Source organism: Novosphingobium sp. 18050 (genome assembly GCF_902706195.1).
Taxonomy (GTDB): Bacteria; Pseudomonadota; Alphaproteobacteria; order Sphingomonadales; family Sphingomonadaceae; genus Novosphingobium.
This window is the reverse complement of the sequence record NZ_CACSJO010000015.1, coordinates 1-17,342: the sequence shown is the minus strand read 5'-3', so window position 1 is coordinate 17,342 and position 17,342 is coordinate 1. Positions and strand designations below refer to the sequence as shown.

Annotated in this window: 15 protein-coding genes; 8 read left to right on the top strand and 7 right to left on the bottom strand. The window is 66.1% G+C overall.

The features are described from left to right. The first annotated feature begins 147 nt into the window (after positions 1-147). The 3 genes from GVL61_RS15075 to GVL61_RS15065 all read left to right on the top strand — a co-directional run bounded on the left by GVL61_RS15075 (position 148) and on the right by GVL61_RS15065 (position 1,493). Positions 148-354 (top strand): cold-shock protein, encoded by a 207-nt coding sequence (locus GVL61_RS15075; RefSeq protein WP_007684000.1) that lies wholly within the window; start codon positions 148-150, stop codon positions 352-354. 82 nt (positions 355-436) lie between these two features. Then, complete coding sequence (locus GVL61_RS15070; protein ID WP_159981482.1) at positions 437-772, top strand: DUF6481 family protein; 336 nt, start codon at positions 437-439, stop codon at positions 770-772. 25 nt (positions 773-797) lie between these two features. Beyond that, a complete protein-coding gene (locus GVL61_RS15065; RefSeq protein ID WP_235037718.1) occupies positions 798-1,493 on the top strand; it encodes a spermidine synthase in 696 nt (231 codons plus the stop codon). A gap of 36 nt (positions 1,494-1,529) precedes the next feature. Here GVL61_RS15065 and GVL61_RS15060 read toward each other — a convergent pair whose 3' ends face one another. The 6 genes from GVL61_RS15060 to GVL61_RS15035 form a co-directional block, all read right to left on the bottom strand. Beyond that, positions 1,530-2,258 carry a GntR family transcriptional regulator gene (locus tag GVL61_RS15060; protein WP_159981480.1) on the bottom strand — a complete coding sequence of 243 codons (729 nt, stop codon included), beginning with the start codon at positions 2,256-2,258 and terminating at the stop codon, positions 1,530-1,532. 6 nt (positions 2,259-2,264) lie between these two features. Then, entirely contained in the window at positions 2,265-3,155 is an 891-nt protein-coding gene (locus tag GVL61_RS15055) for an N-acetylmuramic acid 6-phosphate etherase (protein WP_200844803.1), read from the bottom strand. 28 nt (positions 3,156-3,183) lie between these two features. Beyond that, positions 3,184-4,761, bottom strand: coding sequence for a sodium:solute symporter (locus GVL61_RS15050; RefSeq protein WP_159981479.1), 1,578 nt, complete (start codon positions 4,759-4,761; stop codon positions 3,184-3,186). A gap of 106 nt (positions 4,762-4,867) precedes the next feature. Then, positions 4,868-7,600, bottom strand: coding sequence for a TonB-dependent receptor (locus GVL61_RS15045; RefSeq protein WP_159981478.1), 2,733 nt, complete (start codon positions 7,598-7,600; stop codon positions 4,868-4,870). Positions 7,601-7,733: 133 nt separating this feature from the next. After that, a complete protein-coding gene (locus GVL61_RS15040; RefSeq protein WP_159981477.1) occupies positions 7,734-8,849 on the bottom strand; it encodes an anhydro-N-acetylmuramic acid kinase in 1,116 nt (371 codons plus the stop codon). Further along, positions 8,849-9,706, bottom strand: a complete 858-nt coding sequence (locus GVL61_RS15035) for a protein phosphatase 2C domain-containing protein (protein ID WP_159981476.1) — start codon at positions 9,704-9,706, stop codon at positions 8,849-8,851. The genes GVL61_RS15040 and GVL61_RS15035 overlap by 1 nt, the downstream gene beginning before the upstream one ends. Before the next feature lie 156 nt (positions 9,707-9,862). Here GVL61_RS15035 and GVL61_RS15030 point away from each other — a divergent pair, with 156 nt between their 5' ends. The 5 genes from GVL61_RS15030 to GVL61_RS15010 all read left to right on the top strand — a co-directional run bounded on the left by GVL61_RS15030 (position 9,863) and on the right by GVL61_RS15010 (position 15,809). After that, the gene (locus tag GVL61_RS15030) at positions 9,863-10,900 is read left to right on the top strand and encodes an SIS domain-containing protein (protein WP_235037717.1); all 1,038 of its coding nucleotides are present in this window, start codon (positions 9,863-9,865) and stop codon (positions 10,898-10,900) included. Then, entirely contained in the window at positions 10,897-12,048 is a 1,152-nt protein-coding gene (gene nagA / locus GVL61_RS15025) for an N-acetylglucosamine-6-phosphate deacetylase (protein ID WP_159981474.1), read from the top strand. Before GVL61_RS15030 ends, nagA begins: the two co-directional genes overlap by 4 nt. Next, on the top strand, positions 12,045-13,124 hold the full coding sequence (locus tag GVL61_RS15020) for a beta-N-acetylglucosaminidase domain-containing protein (RefSeq protein ID WP_159981473.1): 1,080 nt from the start codon (positions 12,045-12,047) through the stop codon (positions 13,122-13,124). Before nagA ends, GVL61_RS15020 begins: the two co-directional genes overlap by 4 nt. A 109-nt stretch (positions 13,125-13,233) precedes the next feature. Beyond that, complete coding sequence (gene dld / locus GVL61_RS15015; protein WP_159981472.1) at positions 13,234-14,949, top strand: D-lactate dehydrogenase; 1,716 nt, start codon at positions 13,234-13,236, stop codon at positions 14,947-14,949. Beyond that, entirely contained in the window at positions 14,946-15,809 is an 864-nt protein-coding gene (locus GVL61_RS15010) for a BadF/BadG/BcrA/BcrD ATPase family protein (protein ID WP_159981471.1), read from the top strand. Before dld ends, GVL61_RS15010 begins: the two co-directional genes overlap by 4 nt. Before the next feature lie 13 nt (positions 15,810-15,822). On the opposite strand, the gene treF is transcribed toward GVL61_RS15010, so the two are convergent. Next, on the bottom strand, positions 15,823-17,342 hold a 1,520-nt coding region (gene treF / locus GVL61_RS15005; RefSeq protein ID WP_235037716.1), incomplete at its 5' end, for an alpha,alpha-trehalase TreF.

The window sequence follows — 17,342 nt, the reverse complement described above, 5'->3', positions numbered from 1 at the left end:
AGAATGTGCTATGGGCGTCGACGCTGATGTCGCCATCGACGGATATCGGGCCGCTTCAGCTGCTCCCTTTGTCCCTTAGTTGCTTCGCGAAGCCGGGATGCACCACGTTGGTGTATGCCCGCCAACCTCGGACAAGGAATGCGTCCCATGATTACCGGAAAAGTAAAGTTCTTCAACGCCGACAAGGGTTATGGTTTTATCGCGCCTGAGGGCGGCGGTGACGACGCTTTCGTGCACATCTCGGCCGTTGAGCGCGCTGGCATGCGCACGCTCGACAAGGAACAGCGCGTTTCTTACGAGCTGGAAACCGATCGCCGTGGCAAGACCTCGGCTGTCAACCTTCAGCCGGCCTGAACGGTTTAACGGAAGCGGCGCGCCTTTCAGGTGCGCCGCTTTTCCGATTCAAGATGATCAGAAGAGAATTAGGTAGCAGTTGATGGCAGGATACAAGGAACCGGGCATTCAGGACCGGGTGAATGCCGCCGCGCAGGCTCGGGCGAAAGCTCTTGAGCTGCTGAAGTCGAAGGCCCCGATCGACCCGGCCGTGCAGGCAGAGCGTCTGGCGAAGGCCGCCGAACGTGAGGCCGCTCAGGCCGCCAAGCGCGAGGCCTCCAAGGCCGCCCGCGAAGCGAAGATTGCCGAAAAGGCTGCGAAGGCCGAACAGGCGAAGCTTGACGCGATTGCGGCTGCTCCGCCCCCCGAACTTACCGAAGCCGAACGCAAGGCGGCTCGCGATGCGAAGTATGCTGCGCGTAAGGCACGCCGGAAGTAAACTGACACTTCCGAAAGGTGCCGTGATGATCGAGCCAATGCTGCAGCCAACGGCCGAAGATGAACTGATCGGCACCGCTCGCGTGCCCGATGGCGTGGAGCTTAAGCTCGTGCGCAATGGTGATGATTTCGCCATTCTTCTCGACCGTAACGAGCTGATGAGCACGGATATCATCGCGTCGGAAGAAGCGCTCGCGACGATGACGTGCGAGCGTCTGGGCGACCGCGCAGCGCCGCAGCTGTTGATCGGGGGTTACGGCATGGGCTTCACCCTGCGCGCTGCGCTCGCCGCCCTGGGTGACGATGCGAGCGTGACGGTGGTGGAGATCGTCCCCGAGATCATCGAATGGGCACGCGGCCCGATGCGGGAGCTGACCGGCAATTGCCTGGAAGATCCGCGAGTCGTGCTCGTCAGCGATGATGTCGCGATGCTGATCGACACGGCGCGGGACGCTTACGATGCGATCCTGCTTGACGTTGACAATGGGCCCGAAGGGCTGACGCGGCGCCTGAACGATCATCTTTATTCGCCGCATGGCCTGAAGGCTGCCATGGTGGCGCTCAAGCCGGGCGGTGTCCTTGCCATCTGGTCAGCTACTCCCGAGCCCAAGTTCACCGTGGAACTGGCGGAAGCCGGTTTTGAGGTGGAGGCTTTGGAAGTGAAGGCCTACACCAACGGCAAGGGCCACGATCACGTAATCTGGTTCGCCCGGAAGGCCTGAATATAGACGAGCCGGTGCGAACCGGCTCGCAAGACTTCAGACTTCGTTGAGTTCGGTCACGAATTCGTAGCGGTCGCCGCGATAGACCGATCGGGTGAATTCGACGATGCGCCCGTCGGGAATCCGCGTCTTGCGTTCGATCCGCAGCACTTCGGAATTCTGCTCTACGCAAAGAATGCCAGCTTCGGTGGGCGTCGCCAGCGAAGCGCGCACGCGCTGGGTGCCGGAGGTGGGGCGAAAACCGTGACTTTCCAAAGCTTGGTAAAGCGAATCTCCCAGGCTTTCGAGGTCGGGCATGAAGGTGGCGGGGATCACCGCATGTTCGATCGCCAGCGGCTCACCGCCGGCCAGGCGCACTCGGCCCAGACGAGCGACCTTTGCCGTCGTCGAGACATTGAGCGCGGCGGCTTCTTCTTCCGTGGGCTGGGCGTAGGACTTGTATATCCATACCACGCCGGGGTCTTCGCCGCGTGATCGTGTGTCGTCGGAAAAGCTGCTGAGTTTGGCGCCCGGTGCCTCGATGCGGCGCGCGACGAAAGTACCTGAGCCCTGTTTGCGGAACAGAACACCTTCGTCGATCAGCTGTTCGATGCCCTTGCGCACTGTAACGCGCGACATCCCCGCCATTTCGCTGAGATCGCGTTCGGAGGGAAGGGCGCTGCCCGGATCGATGCCGCCGCTGCTGATGTGCTCGCGCAGGGACCGCGCGAGCTGCAGGTACAGCGGCGTCCCTTCGTCACTGCGAGTCCAGGCAATGTCACGCATCTTCGGTCAATCTCGCCTTTCCAGGACCTTCAGGACTTCGCGCAGACTACCCCCGTGCGCCTCGAGGAGAGCGCGTCCGTCTTCGAGGGGAACCCCCATGGCAACGATCACGCCGAGCCGGATTTCGCTTCCTGCCGTCTCGAGTGCGCGGGCCGCCACACCGGCATCCACTCCGGCGATATCCTGAACCATGCCGCGCCCCCGTTGCAAGAGCTTCGCATTGGATATGCGCATGGCGACCATCCGGCCCTGATAGACGAGGCCCCGGCGGATCATGATCGCGGTGGAGAGCAGGTTGAGGACGGCCTTCTGCGCAGTGCCCGCCTTCATGCGGGTGGACCCGGCGACGACTTCGCTGCCGGTGACTGCGACGATCGCATGCTCTGCCTTTTCGCCCAGCACCGATCCTGCGTTGTTGGCGATGGCGATGGTCAGCGCGCCGGCCGCGCGGGCCTGCTCGATCGCGGCGACGGTGTAGGGCGTGCGGCCACTGGCGGCGACGCCGATCACCACGTCTGCCGGGCCGATCGCGTGACCGATGATCTCGGTGCGCCCCGCCTCGACATCGTCCTCGGCGTTTTCATAGGCTTCGGTCAGCGCGCCTGCGCCGCCGGCCATGAGGAAGATCATCCGCTCCATAGGCCAGCCGAACGTGGGGTACAATTCGGTGCCGTCCTGCACGGCGAGGCGGCCCGAAGTGCCGGCGCCGACGAAGACGAGCCTGCCGTTTTCGCCAAGGCGCTTCGCAGCCTCCTCAGCCGCGCGGGCGATGGCTGCGGTCTGCGACTGGATCGCCGCGATGGCTGCCATCTGGCCTTCGAGCATCGCTTCCACGGCCAGTTCGGTCGGCCAGAGGTCGAGGTCGAGGTAGCGGGCGTCGAGGGTTTCGGTCTTCATGATTTTCCTGGTGTCCCTGTGGGGCGCATCAATGTTTGGAGGTAAGCGCGCGCTGCCCCGTGCCCGCAGGCGCGGCGCAGACCACGAAGGCCACGACCGTACCGATGCAAAGCTGGAAGGGGAACGAAAGTCCGTTCAGGATGGTCGGCAGGCCCAGCGCATGGGCAATCCCCGGCTGCAGCAGCAGGATGGTGACGAAGCCCACCAGCAGCGAGGCGATGACCGAGCCGGTGTTGCCGCGATTGGTGAACAGCGCGGTGAAGTACACGCCCAGCAGGCCGGCATAGGTGAACACCATCACCTGCAGCGCGAATTCCAGCAGGCCCATGTCGGAATAGCGCTGCCAGTAGAACGAAACGATCGCCATCAGGAACATCGCAAAGCCGATCACGCCCATGCCGGCGCGTCCGGCCTGCACGTAGTGGTGTTCGGCCACCGGCGCGACATTGGCAGCGCGCTTCTCGCGCCAGGGGCGGTAGAAGTCCTGCACCAGCACCGAAGACATCGCGTTCAGCGCCGAGTTGGTGGTCGCCACTGCCGCCGCGCAGATACCCACGGTCACCAGACCGCGCAGGCCGCCGGGAAGCTGGGTGAGGATGTAGTGCATGAAGATCGAGATCTTCTCGCCGCCGAACTCGTTCCCCGCGGCGGCGGTGGCGCCGCCCATCAGGTCGGGCCGGTCGTAGAAGACGTAAAGCAGCAGGCCGATCACAATGAACATGCCCACCACCGGCACCGTCGCGATCACCGAAAGGTAAAGGCTGCGCGCGCCGGTCTTCGCGTCCTTGCACGAAAGCAGGCGCTGCGTGGTGTCCTGGTCCATGCCGGCATTGGCGATGTAAAGCAGCGCGAGGCCGGTCACGATCGCCAGCATCGAGAACGGACGCGACAGGTCGAACGAGAAGTCGAAGACCTTGAGCTTGTCGATCCCCTCGGGCGTGCTGGAAAGCCCTGCGATGATGTCGCCGGTCGAAGCCGGGATCGACATGCGCAGGAACACCAGCACTGCAATCGCCGATCCGAGATAGACGACGAACTGGATGAGGTCGTTCCACAGGACCGACTTGAGGCCGCCGACGAACGTGAACATCACGCTCGCCACGACCAGCACGGCCGCCGCGATCATGATCCCCTGCGCCTCGACGGTTCCGGTGATGACCATCGCCAGCGCAATCGCGGCAAGATACACGCGCGCACCGCCCGCAAACACACGGCCGACGAGGAACATGCCGCCCGCCCAGCGCGTAGCCTTCTCGCTGAAGCGCAGCGTCAGCAGTTCGTAGGCGGTGGTGGCCTTGATCGCGTAGAAACGCGGGATCATCACATGGGCCACGAAGATCGCGCCCATCAGGCCGCCGATGTTGCCGCTGAGGTAGGTGAGATCGCCGTGGTAGCCGTAGTCCGGGCCGCCCAGGAACGTCGCGGCGGACTGCGTGGCCGAAAGCACCGAGATCGCCGCCAGCCATGCGGGCACGTTGCCGCCGGCGAGGAAATAGTCGTTCGCGGTTTCGGTCTTGCGCGGCGTGAAGATCCAGCCCCCGGCAAGGAGCAGCAGGAGATAGGCGGCGATAACCAGCCAGTCCGCCATCGAGAACGGCAGCATCATCGAACTATTCTCCGGTCAGGCCAGAACTACGTCATCAGGCCCGCGAATAAAGAAGCGAGCGCCCGGCCGGAGGAGGATGACCGGGCGCTACGCAGGTTTGACGTCCTTAGATGTGCGCGGTCAGCGAGAAGCCGAACGTGCGTCCAAGGATATCGTACGTGTCGGGGAAGGTGTTGAACACGCCTCCCGTCGACACGCGGGGGGGATTCTTGTCGAACAGGTTGTAGACGCCCGCGCTCATCGTCACCGTGTCGGTGAAGTCATACGATGCCGAGAGGTCGAAGGTGTTCTGCGCCGAAATCGTCTCGGTGGAACCGGCCGTGCTCGACTTGACCTTGCCGATGCGCTGCCAGTCGAACTGGATCACGCCCTTGTCGAACAGCATGCCGACGCCGACCGTGTGGCGGTAGTCGGGCTGGACCAGCGTGGTGCCATCGCTCGAGCAGGTGGCGCCGAACGTGCCCTTGCACTGGATCGCGGCGACGGTGGAGTTCGCCTGGATCTTGTACGAGGTAACGATGTTGCCCTGATAGCTCAGGCGCAGGCCTTCACCCGGCAGCCAGTCCTGGCGCAGCGTGTAGCTGGCGCCGATGTCCAGACCGCGCTGCAGCAGGCGGCCCAGGTTCTGGTTGTTGACGTAGGCGTCCTTGAAGGTGCCGTCCGAGTTGCGCGTCACCAGTCCGCACAGCGGGTTACCGGCGGTGGGGTTGGTGATGTAGCAACTGGTGATCGCGGCGATGGGCTGGATCACGCCGACGGCGCCCTTGAGGTCCAGCTCGTACCAGTCGACCGTGATGTTCAGGCCGGGCAGGAACGTCGGGGTGAGTACGCCGCCGATGGTGGTGGTGTAGCCCGTCTCCGGCTTGATGTCCGGGTTGCCGCCGTAATAGTAGTTGCCCGTCAGGTAGCTGGCAGCGTTGGAGTTCGCCGAACCCGCTGCCGGCGCGCCCATGCGTGCGCACTGTGCGGCGTCGCCGGTGCCCAGAACGCAGGGGTCGCCGCCGTAACGGGGCTTCAGGCGGTCCACGGTGACCAGGTTGCTGAACGGCAGCGACGAAGTGCTGGCCGCGAACTCACCGAAGTTCGGGGTACGCAGCACGCGCTGGTAGGTGCCGCGCAGACGCAGATTGCGGTCGACTTCCCAGTTGCCCTCGACCTTCCAGGTGCCGTGGGTGCCGAACAGGTTGTAGTCGGACAGGCGGTAGGCGCCGCCCACGTCCAGCTTGCGGATCAGCGGCAGGTCGCGAAGGACCGGGATCAGCACTTCGCCGTAGAGTTCCTTGACGTCGAACGAGCCGCTGTAAGCAGCCTGCACGCCCTGGCGGTAGGTGTTGCCGGTCAGCAGCGCGGTGTCCTGATCGATGCTCGCGGTCTCGCGGCGGTACTCGGCGCCGATGGCGAAGCCGATCGGGCCGGCGGGGAGCGAGAACAGCTCTTCCAGCGTGCCGCTCAGGGTCGCCGCCGTCACGAACTGGTCGCGCTTGCGGTTGAAGCCGTTGATCGAGCTGCCCAGCGCATCGCCCAGCGCCGGGTTCGGGCCGAAGATGTTCACGGTGTTTACGATCGAGGCGAAGTTGTTCGCGCCCGCCGCGTTGCTGACAAGGCCGTCGCCGGTGATCAGCGTGTTCTCGGTCGAACGGCCGTACTGGGCGTAGACGTTCCACTTGATCGCGCTGGTCAGCGGACCGCGCAGGCCGGTCTGGAGCTGCAGGGTGTTGCGCTCGGTCTCGTAGTTGACGAGGCCCAGTTCACCCAGCGAGCGGGCAACGTTCACCTGCGCCGCGCCGTTGACGAACGTAAGCTGGTTGCGGATCGCGTCGGTGAGGAACGGGTTGCTCTCGCTGATCGAGACCGTGCGGTTGACCGAAGCCGGGGTAGCGCCGGGGGTGCCGGTCTCTTCGGTGCGCGAATTGGTGTACATCGCGCGGCCGTAGACTTCGATCTGCGGCGTGATCTCGTACTTGTAGAGCGCGGCGACGTTGATGCGCTTGAGCGGCGAAACCAGCGGATAGGTGTCGGAGACGTTCGAGGTCGCCGAAGGGTTTGTGCTGAACTCGCCGCTGTCGCTGAAGCCGAACTTGCGTCCGCTCGCCACGTCGGTGAAGACGCCGCCGAGGCTGGGGATGGTCTGGTTCGGGGTTGCCGCCCAGTCGCGCTTGCCGGCGCGGATCAAGTCGCGCTGGGTGTAGTCCGCCGCGATGACGATGTTGCCTCGGTCGCCAAGACCGGTGCCCATCATCAGCGAGCCGCCGTACTGCGCGCCGCCATGCTCGGACAGGCGCGAAGTCGCGCTGCCGCGAATGCCTACGAAATCGTCGTTGAGGATGAAGTTCACCACGCCAGCAACCGCGTCTGCGCCGTAGACTGCGGCGGCGCCGCCGGTCAGCACGTCGACGCGCTTGATGAGCGAGGCGGGGATGGCGTTCACGTCGACCGAGTTACGGAAGCTGAAAGGCGCAGCGCGAGTGCCGTCGATCAGGACGAGCGAGCGGCTCTGGCCGAAGTTGCGCAGTTCCAGCACCTGGGCGCCGAACGCGTCGCTGCCCTGCGAACCCTGGCGAACGCCGCCGGAAAGCTGGGGAATCTTGGTCGAGAAGTCTTCGACGGTCAGCGCCGACTGGAGCTTGATCTGCTGCTCGCTGGTCGAGGCCACGGGGCTGCTCGAAGTGAGGCCCGGAACCGCGATGCGGGTGCCGGTGACGACGATGTCGCCGCCTTGAGCTGCGTCGTCCGCTGATGCCGAAGCGGTATCGGATTGCGCGAAAGCAACGCCCGGCGCTTGCGCGAGAGCGAAGGCGAGCGCTGCCAATGCCACGGTTTGCCTGTTTGACTTAACCATTAGGAACTCCTCACTTTTCCATATTCCCTGAACCAGATCCTGCGTCGTTCCGGTGCGACCCGAAGACTCGACGGTGTGATCTTTTATCGTCGACACCTATGTAGACCTGTCATTGATTTGTAAATAGGTGGTATCAGACCAATTCAACAATCTTTGCAGGATGCCAAACCGTCCCGCCGGTCAGGGGGCGAGGCACCCCAGTAGTGCCGGGGAAGGTCAGTGGCAGTCCGCGCAGGCTGCGCGCTGCGAGGAAGGCCATGGCCTCGGCCTCGATGAAGTCGCCGCGCAGGCCGACGTCGTCTGCCGTGCGGCAATCGCCGAGGAGGTCGCGAAGCGCCTGCGTCAACGTGGGATTGTGGCTTCCGCCGCCGCAGACGATCCAGACCTTTGGCGGACTAGGCAGCGCCTGCGCCGTCAGCGCCACCGCCGCCGCCGTGAACGCCGTCAGCGTCGCCGCCGCATCCTCCAGCGACTTTGCGGCGGCCCATTCGAGCGGAAAGTCGTAGCGGTCAAGCGACTTCGGGCCTTCTCCCCGGAAATGCGGGTGGGAAAGCAGGTCCGCCAGCACGCCGGCGTCTACCGTTCCCGCCGCCGCGAAGCGCCCGCCGTCGTCGTAGCGCCCGGCGCCGCGGGCCTGCACGACCTGGTCGATCAGCCCGTTGCCGGGGCCGGTATCGAAGGCGACCAGTTCGCCGTCCACGCCGATCCAGGTGAGGTTCGCCACGCCGCCGACGTTGAGGAACGCCACAGGCCCAGCCCCGTTCAACTCTGGCCCGATCCGCTCCGCCAGCGCGGCATGATAGGCCGGAACCAGCGGTGCGCCTTGCCCGCCGGCCATGAGATCGTCCTGCCGCATCTGCGCGACGACCGAGGCCCCCAGCGCATCGGCAATGACCTGCGGATCGCCGATCTGCACGGTAATCTGCCGCTCGGGCCGGTGCAGCAGGGTCTGCCCGTGAAAGCCGATGAGGTCGGGTACACGCCCGGCCTGCGCGATCACCGCGCGCCCGGCGCGGACATGCGCGCCCTCGATAACCTGCGCCGCAGAGGCGAAGGAGGCGGGCCTGTCGCCGTAGCCATTCCACGCCAGTGCATCGGCGGTCGCGCGCTCTATCGCGGCGCATTCGGCGGGCGAAAACGCCATCATCGCCGACGGTCCGAAGGCTTCGATCCGCTCCCCGTCGGTCTCGACCAGCGCGACATCGACGCCGTCGAGCGAGGTTCCGCTCATGTAACCCATGACCAGCATCAGTGCGTACCCTCCCAAATGCAGACGACGAGGCTGGCATCGTCATGCGGCTTCACCCGCGTGAAACGGCGCAGCGAATCGGGCTGCCGCTCGAGATCGCGCAGCCGTTCGATCCAGCCCGCCGCATCCCCGGCGCCGGAAATGGCGAGCATGTCGGCAGGCGTAGCGGCGCCGAAAAGCTCGACAAGCCGCAGGAAACCGTCGCTGGCGATGGCGAAGCGCTGCCCCGCGCGCAGCGGAACCCGTACCTGCCACACATGGTCGGCGGCGGCGGGCTCGGTGCCCAGCACCCAGTAGCCGCCTTCGCGGTTCATCAGGCTGCGATTGGCGCGCAGGCCCGGCATAAGCTGCGCCTTGAGGGCCTCAGGCGTGACAGCGGGGTTGGCATCGAGGATAGCCTTTGCCGCTGCCAGTGTGCGTGCCTCGATGGCGTCGAGCGTGGAAACACCGAAAAGCTGCGCATTACCGGCCTCGTCCAGCGCGGCGACCCGGCAGTCGGCCAAAGTTGTGAACTCGGCCTCGCCATCGATGATGCGCACCATGGCGAAAGCGGCGGAAGGGTGTTCGTGCGGCCAGTCTGCGGGGCGAACCTGCTCGCGTTCCAGCGCCTCGGCGCAGCGCGCCATGACGGTGCGCAGCACTTCGACGGTCGGCAGATCGGGGCTTTGCGCCAGCACTTCACCCAGCAGCCGGCTCGCGGTCTGTGCCAGCCATGCGGCGTCCGAGGGTGCATCCAGCAGCGAGGCGCCGATGCCGGTGGCGCCGTCGATCACCCAGGCCGCGTTGCCGTGGTGGCCCACCGCATCCTCGTTGACGCTGCCCTGTCCATCGGACACGGCGATTTCGATCTTCAGCATGGTTGCTCCCAAGGTTTGACCCTGATGTCGACCATACCGGTATCATCATGCGCTCGAAAAACAAAACCACTTTAATGCCACTTGTGCCAAAATCCTAAACTGGTATCTGTCTCGGATATGACATTGACGACACCTAACGCGACCTTGGAGGCACTTATGGACCAGACGCAGATGGCCCGCGAAGCCCGTGAAGCACCGGGGCTCTGTGCGCAGCAACTGCGCCTCAATGCTGATCTCGTGCGCGATGCCGGCCGGCAACTGCGCGATCTGGCCCCGCCTTTCGCGGCGACTCTGGCGCGCGGCAGTTCCGACCAGGCTGCCGCCTTCGCCAAGTTCCTGCTGGAAATCCATGCCAAGGTGCCGACGCTCAGCCATGCGCCTTCGATCGGCTCGCTTTACCATGCGACTTCGGCGAATTTCCGCAATGTTCCGCTGATCGCGATCTCGCAGTCCGGCCGCAGCCCCGACCTGCTGGCCGCCGCGAAGGATGCGCGCGAACAGGGCGCGATCGTCATCGCCGTGGTCAACGATGCGGGATCGCCGCTGGCCGAACTGGCGCAGATCGTCATTCCCGTCCACGCCGGACCCGAAACCAGTGTGGCCGCGACCAAGAGCTTTGTCTGCACGCTCGTCGCGCTCACCCACCTCGTGGCCGAGTGGAGCCAGGACGAAGCCCTGCTCGCGGCGCTGGAAAGCACCGGCGAAGTACTGGAAGCGGCCGCAACTGCCGACTGGACCGATGCCGTCACACTGTTGCAGGATGCCAGCGAGATGCTGGTGCTGGGCCGCGGCCCGACCCTTCCGATCGCGGGTGAAGCCGCGCTCAAGCTGAAGGAGACCTCGAGCCTGCACGCGGAAGCCTTCAGCATCGCCGAAGTAGCGCATGGCCCGATGACGCTGGTTGGCGAAGGCAGCGCCGTGCTGGCGCTGGCGCCGCTCGACGTGGCACGCACCGGCCTGCGGGACCGGCTTGCGGACTTTGCTGCGCGCGGTGCGCATGTGATCGCCGCCGGTGCGCCCGAGGACGTGGCACCTGCCGGTCTGGTGCTGCCTTCGCGCACCGACGTGCACCCGGTTCTGGGCGCCATCGCCCAGATCCAGAGCTTCTACGGCCTCGCCAACGCGCTTTCGCTGGCGCGCGGCCGCAACCCGGACAGCCCTCCGCATCTCAACAAGGTAACGCGCACCCTATGACCGTTCAGGCTCTTACCGGCGCGCGCATCGTTCTGGCCGACCGGGTGGTTGAGGGGCAGGCTCTGCTCTTCGACCAAGGCCGCATCGTCGGCCTCGCCGCGCAAGGCGCGCTGCCCGAGGGCTGCGAAGTGCAGGATCTGGGCGGAGGCTGGCTGCTGCCGGGCTTCATCGATACGCAGGTGAACGGCGGCGGCGACGTGCTGTTCAACGACATGCCCAATCTCGAGGGCATCCGCGCGATTGCCGCCGCGCACCGCCGCTATGGCACCACCGGCATCCTGCCCACGCTCATCAGCGACTATCCGCAGGTCGTCGAAGCCGCGATCGAAGCGGGCGAGGCGGCGCTGGAGGCCGGGGTTCCCGGCGTGCTGGGCGTGCATATCGAAGGCCCGCACCTCAACGCCGCGAAGAAGGGCATCCACGACCAGACGCGCTTTTCGGCGATCGACGCGGGTGTCATCGCACGGCTTACAGCGCCCACCACCGGCCGCCGGATCGTCACTATCGCGCCGGAACTGGCGCCCGAGGGCACCGTGCGCGCGCTGGCCGAGGCCGGGGTGCTGGTCTGCGCCGGGCACAGCCTTGCCGATTACGACCAGACCCGCGCGGCGCTGGCCGAAGGGCTGGTCGGCTTCACCCACCTGTTCAACGCGATGACGCAGTTCCTCAGCCGCGATCCCGGCATGGTCGGCGCGGCGCTGGAGGACCGGGCGAGCCACTTCGGCCTGATCGTCGACGGCCTTCACGTCCACCCCGCCGCCTTGCGCGTGGCGCTGCTGGCGCGCGGGATCGACGGCGCCATGCTGGTGACCGATGCGATGCCGCCGGTGGGCGGGCAGATGGGCCGGTTCTCGCTGATGGATCAGGATATCGCGGTGGTCGACGGCACCTGCCGCGGGCCGGGCGGCACTTTGGCCGGATCGGCGCTGAGCATGTCGCAGGCGCTGCGCAATGCGATGGACATGCTGGGTTGCGATATCGTCACCGCCTCGCGCATGGCCAGCGGCAACCCCGCGACGTTCCTGCGGCTCGATGACGAAACCGGCAGCATTGCGCCGGGCCTGCGCGCCGACCTCGTCCACCTCTCGGACGACCGGCTGGTACGGGCGACGTGGATCGGCGGCACGCGTGAGGATACCCGCGAATGACCTCTGAATTCAAAGTGCCCGAACTCGGGCTGATCGAAGGTCGTTTCGGCCGCATCTGGACCGATGCGGAGCGCAGCTATGTGGTGTCCTCGCTCGCTGAGGCGGGCTATGCTTTCTACCACTATGGCCCCAAGGCCGACCGCCCGATGCGCCGTGAATGGCGCACTGGCCACGACACCGCGAAAACCGATGCGCTGGTCCGTCTCTCGGCCGAGTGCCGGGGGCTGGGAATGCGGTTCGGCATGGCGATCACCCCGGTGGGATCGACCCACCCCTTCGACGACGAAGCCCGCGCCGACCTGACGCGCCGGGTGGCGGACCTCGACGCGATCGGGGTCGACGACCTTGCCGTGCTGTTCGACGACCTGCGCGGCGACATGCCGCAGCTTGCGGCGCGGCAGGCGGAAGTGGTGAACTTCTGCGCCGGGCTGACCCGGGCCACGCGCGTCTACACCTGCCCGACCTATTATTCCGACGATCCTGTGCTCGACCTGGTGTTCGGCGACCGGCCCGAGGACTATCTCGGCGATCTGGGCCGCGCGCTCGATCCCGCCGTGCAGGTCTACTGGACCGGCGAGGAGGTGTGCTCTCGCGAGATCGGGTCTTCTCACCTTGAGCGGGTGGCGGACGAACTCGGGCGGCCGGTGTGCCTTTGGGACAACTACCCGGTGAACGACGGCGCGCGCATGTCGCGTTTCCTGCACCTGCGCGCCTTCACCGGGCGTCCGGCGCGGATCGGGGAGCATGTCTCGGGCCATGCGATCAACCCGGCGATCCAGGCGCATCTCGGCTGCATCCCGGCGCTGACCCTGCCGATGCTCTACGCAGACGGTGACGACTATGCCTATGGCGAGGCGTTCGGCGTGGCGGCGCGGCACCTGCTGGGCGATGAATTCGCCGCGATGCTGCAGCAGGATCTTCCCGCGCTGCAGGACGTGGGCTACGAGCGATTGGGCACGCGGACCGAGCGCCTGCGCGCGCGCTATGGCGGCATCGACCACCCCGCCGCGCGCGAGATCATGACGTGGCTGGACGGCGAAGACCTGATGACCGACGACGAGGTCCAGACGCAGTGAAACCCCGCCTTCGCATCGGTGCGCGCAAAGCCTGCCCGCTGCGCAGGGCCGAAGTGACGCGTTCAGGCGGAGCATCCCGCCTCGTTGATCCGCCCGAAGGCATTACCGGATGACCCAACCTCAGCTCCTCGCCGCCTTGCGCACTGCCGTGGGAAAGCGCCATGTCCTCACATCTGCGCGCGCCACAGCGCGGTTCCGCAAGGGCTATCGCACCGGCGAGGGGCCTGCCATCGCAGTCGTGCGCCCCGGCAGCCTGGTCGAGCTTTGGCGCACGGCGAGCGCCTGCGTGGCGGCGGATGTCTCGATCATCATGCAGGCCTCGAACACGGGCCTGACTGGCGGATCGACGCCGGACGGCGCGGACTATCCCGGCGGACTGGTCATTATCAGCACCACGCGGCTCGGCACTCTCAAGGTCATCCGCGAGGGAGAGCAGGTATTGTGCCAGCCGGGCACCACGCTGCACCGGCTGGAGCAGGCGCTGCGTCCCTACGGCCGCGAGCCGCATTCGGTGATCGGATCGTCCTGCCTGGGCGCGTCCGTGGTGGGCGGCGTGTGCAACAATTCGGGCGGCTCGCTGATCCGGCGCGGGCCGGCCTATACCCAGCTTGCGCTGTTCGGCGAGGTCCTGCCGGATGGCACACTGCGTCTGGTCAACCACCTTGGCATCGCGCTGGGGGACGATCCCGAGACGATCCTTTCACGGTTGGACACCGGCACGTTCACCGAAGCCGATATAGACCCCGCCCAAGGCAAATGGGCGCACGACCACAGCTATGCCGATCACGTCCGCGACATCGAAAGCGAAGTGCCCGCCCGTTTCAACGCCGACCCGCGCTGCCTGTTCGAAGCCGCCGGAAGCGCGGGCAAGCTGATCGTCTTTGCCGTGCGCCTCGACACATTCGCGCGCGAGGACGAAACCACCACGTTCTATATCGGCACCACCGAGCCCGGCCGCCTGACCGAACTGCGCCGTACCATGCTGCGCGATTTCGATACGCTGCCGATCGCGGGCGAGTACATGCACCGTACTGCCTTCGACGTGGCTGACCGTTATGGGCGGGATATGTTCTTCGCCATCGAGCGCCTCGGCACCGATCGGCTGCCAGCGCTGTTTGCTGCCAAGGCACGGGTCGATGCGGCCATCGGCGGCGGCCTCAGCGACAGGCTGATGCAATGGTCGAGCGGTTTCATCCCGGACCATCTCCCCGAAATGATGCGCCTCTACCGCGACCGCTTCGCGCATCACCTGATCCTCAAAGTGCCGCGCGGGCAGGTGGAGGCCGCGCGCGAACTGCTGGGCCGCCTGTTCCCCGGCGGCGAAGAGGGCGACCATTTCGAATGCACCGCGAAGGAGGCTGCAAAGGCGTTCCTTCACCGTTTCGTCGCGGCGGGCGCCGCCGTGCGCTACCGCGCCGTCCACGCCGATGAGGTGGAGGATATCGTCGCGCTCGACATCGCTTTGCCGCGCAACACCCGCGAATGGGTAGAGCAACTGCCAGCCGCGCTCGAAGCGCAGACGATCCATGCGCTTTATTACGGCCACTTCTTCTGCCAGGTGTTCCATCAGGACTATGTCGTGAAGAAGGGGACCGATCCGCTGGCCTTCGAACATGCGCTGTGGGCGCTGCTCGACGAACGCGGCGCGCAGTATCCAGCCGAACACAATGTCGGCCACCTCTACGTCGCGCGGCCGAGCCTTCAGGAATTCTACCGCAGCATCGATCCGCACAACCAGCTCAACCCCGGAATCGGTCAAACATCACGCCAGCGCGACTGGGCCGAAACTGCCTCGCCCGCTGCGGCAACCGGAGACCATCCATGACCTATTTCCTCGGCATCGACGCAGGCGGCAGCAATTGCCGCGCCCGGTTGATCAATGCTGCCGGCGCGGTGATCGGTCATGGCAAGTCCGGCACCGCCAATGCCCGGATCGGCATGGATGCGCTGTACGAAACGCTGAAGGACACCGCTGACCAGGCCGTCGCCGAAGCGGGGCTGACCACTGCCCAGCGCGCGCAGATCCACGCCGGCATGGGCATCGCCGGCATGACCCGGCCCGGCGTGCGCGAGGCGCTGGAGGCGCTGGACTTCGGCTTCGCATCCGCAGCCTATTCCACCGATGCGCTGATCGCCAATCTGGGCGCACACGGCGGACAGGACGGCGCCATCCTCATCATCGGCACCGGCAGCGCCGCGCAGGTCCGCCTGAACGGCGAGGATTTCACCATAGGCGGCTACGGCTTCCCGATTTCCGATGAGGGCAGCGGCGCGGCGCTGGGCCTTTCCGCCATGCGCCACGCCCTGCGCGCGCTGGACGGGCGCACCCGCAAGACCCCGCTCAGCGCCGCCGTGACAGAACGTTTCGACCATGACACCGTCCGCGCCATCGCCTGGATGGACCATGCCAGCCCGCGCGATTATGGCACGTTCGCGCCGCTGGTAATGGATTATGCGGAGGCCGACGACGCCATCGCCCGCTCCATCGTCGAACACGCTGCTGGCCACATCGAGCGCTTCATCGAGACGATCTTCGAGCGCGGCGCCACCCGCTGCACGCTGGTCGGCGGCCTTGCCCCGCGCATGAGCCGCTGGCTGCGCTGGCGCACGGTGGAAAAGCTGAGCGATCCATTGGGCGATTCGCTGGACGGGGCAATGCGACTGGCCGGTTTCTCGCCCGCCTGACGCGGCGAGCGCGTCAGGGCGTATCCAGTTCGGGATATTTGTCGAGGATGGCGCTGGCGACGCCGTTGGTCCATCCGAAGCCGTCTTGAACCGGATACTCTCCGCCGCCGCCGGGCGTGCGGGTTTCGATGTTGTACTTCTCCAGCATCTTGCCGGTTTCGCTGTAAGCGCTGCGTACCGTGCCGATCCAGCGACCCGCGATGTCGCGGGCCAGATCGTCATAGCCGGTTTTCGAAAGCCCCTCGATCGCGACCCACTGCAGTGGCGCCCAGCCATTGGGTTCGTCCCACTGCTGGCCGGTGGAAAGGACGGTCGTGCGCAGGCCGCCTTCAGCCAGCAGCACGCGCTGCGTGGTTGCCGCGACGGCCCTGGCCTGCGCGGGAGAGGCAAGGCCGACGAACAGCGGCTGCAATGTGGCGGCGCTGGTCACGGCTGTGGCCTTGCGGGTGGTCATATCCCAATCGGCAAACCGCGATTCGCCGGGCTGCCACAGGTAGCGGTTGATCGCCTTCTTTCGCTTCACGGACAGCGCTTCGAACTGGCGGGCGCAGGGCTTGTCGCCTGCTATCGCGCATCGCTCCGAAATTCGGCGCTCCATCGCCCACATCAGGCTGTTGAGGTCGGCCGGTACGATGTCGGTGGTGTGGATCGTCGCCAGCGTGCCGGGCTTGGCGAGCCAGCGAGAGGAGAAGTCCCAGCCGCTTTCCGCCCCTGCGCGCAGATCCCGGTATACTTGCTCAGCGGGGCGGGGTGCAGCCTGCGCCGCCGTAGCCACATCTTCGGCCCAGGATTCGTCGCGCGGGGTGTCGCGGTCGTCGTAATAGCGATTGAGCAGGCTGCCGTCAGGCATGTTCACAACGCGCAGGCACGCTGGCTTGCCCTTCACGCATCCGGCGCCCTTCATCCAATACTGGTACTCGGCGCGCAGGGCGGCGAGGCGACGCGCGGCGACGATGGGGTCGCTGTCCTGTGACAAGTCCAGCATCAGCGCATAATACGGCGGCTGCGAGCGGCCGAGGTAATAGGTGCGCGTCCCGTTGGGGATATGGCCGACACGTTCGATCAGGCCGGTGAAGTTCTCGATCATGGATTCGACGAGGGGCTGCTGGCCGTCGAGCCGCAGGCCCAGCATCGTGAAGTAGCTGTCCCAGTAGTAGATTTCCTGGAACCGCCCGCCCGGCACCACGTAAGGCGCCGTCAGCGCAAGGGCGGAGCCGCCCACGGGCGCCGGTTCAGGCTGACGGACCAGCTGTGGCCACAGCTGTCGGACATGGTCGCGAAGGCTCCCGCGGTCGTTTTCGCCGCGCACGGTGAAGTTGGCAAGAACGAAGGCCTTCAGCGCCTCGCCAGCAGGTTTCTTGGCCAGATAGTCCGCCATGATCGCATCTGGATCGCGCCGGGGAACGGCATCGGCGAAGGTTTTGCCATCGGTAAAGATGTGCCCGCTCTGCACCGCCTCAAACAGCGCACCGTAACGTAGGGCCGGGCTATCCTGGGGCTCGACCGGGGAACCGGGGGGGGTCTCTACACGGG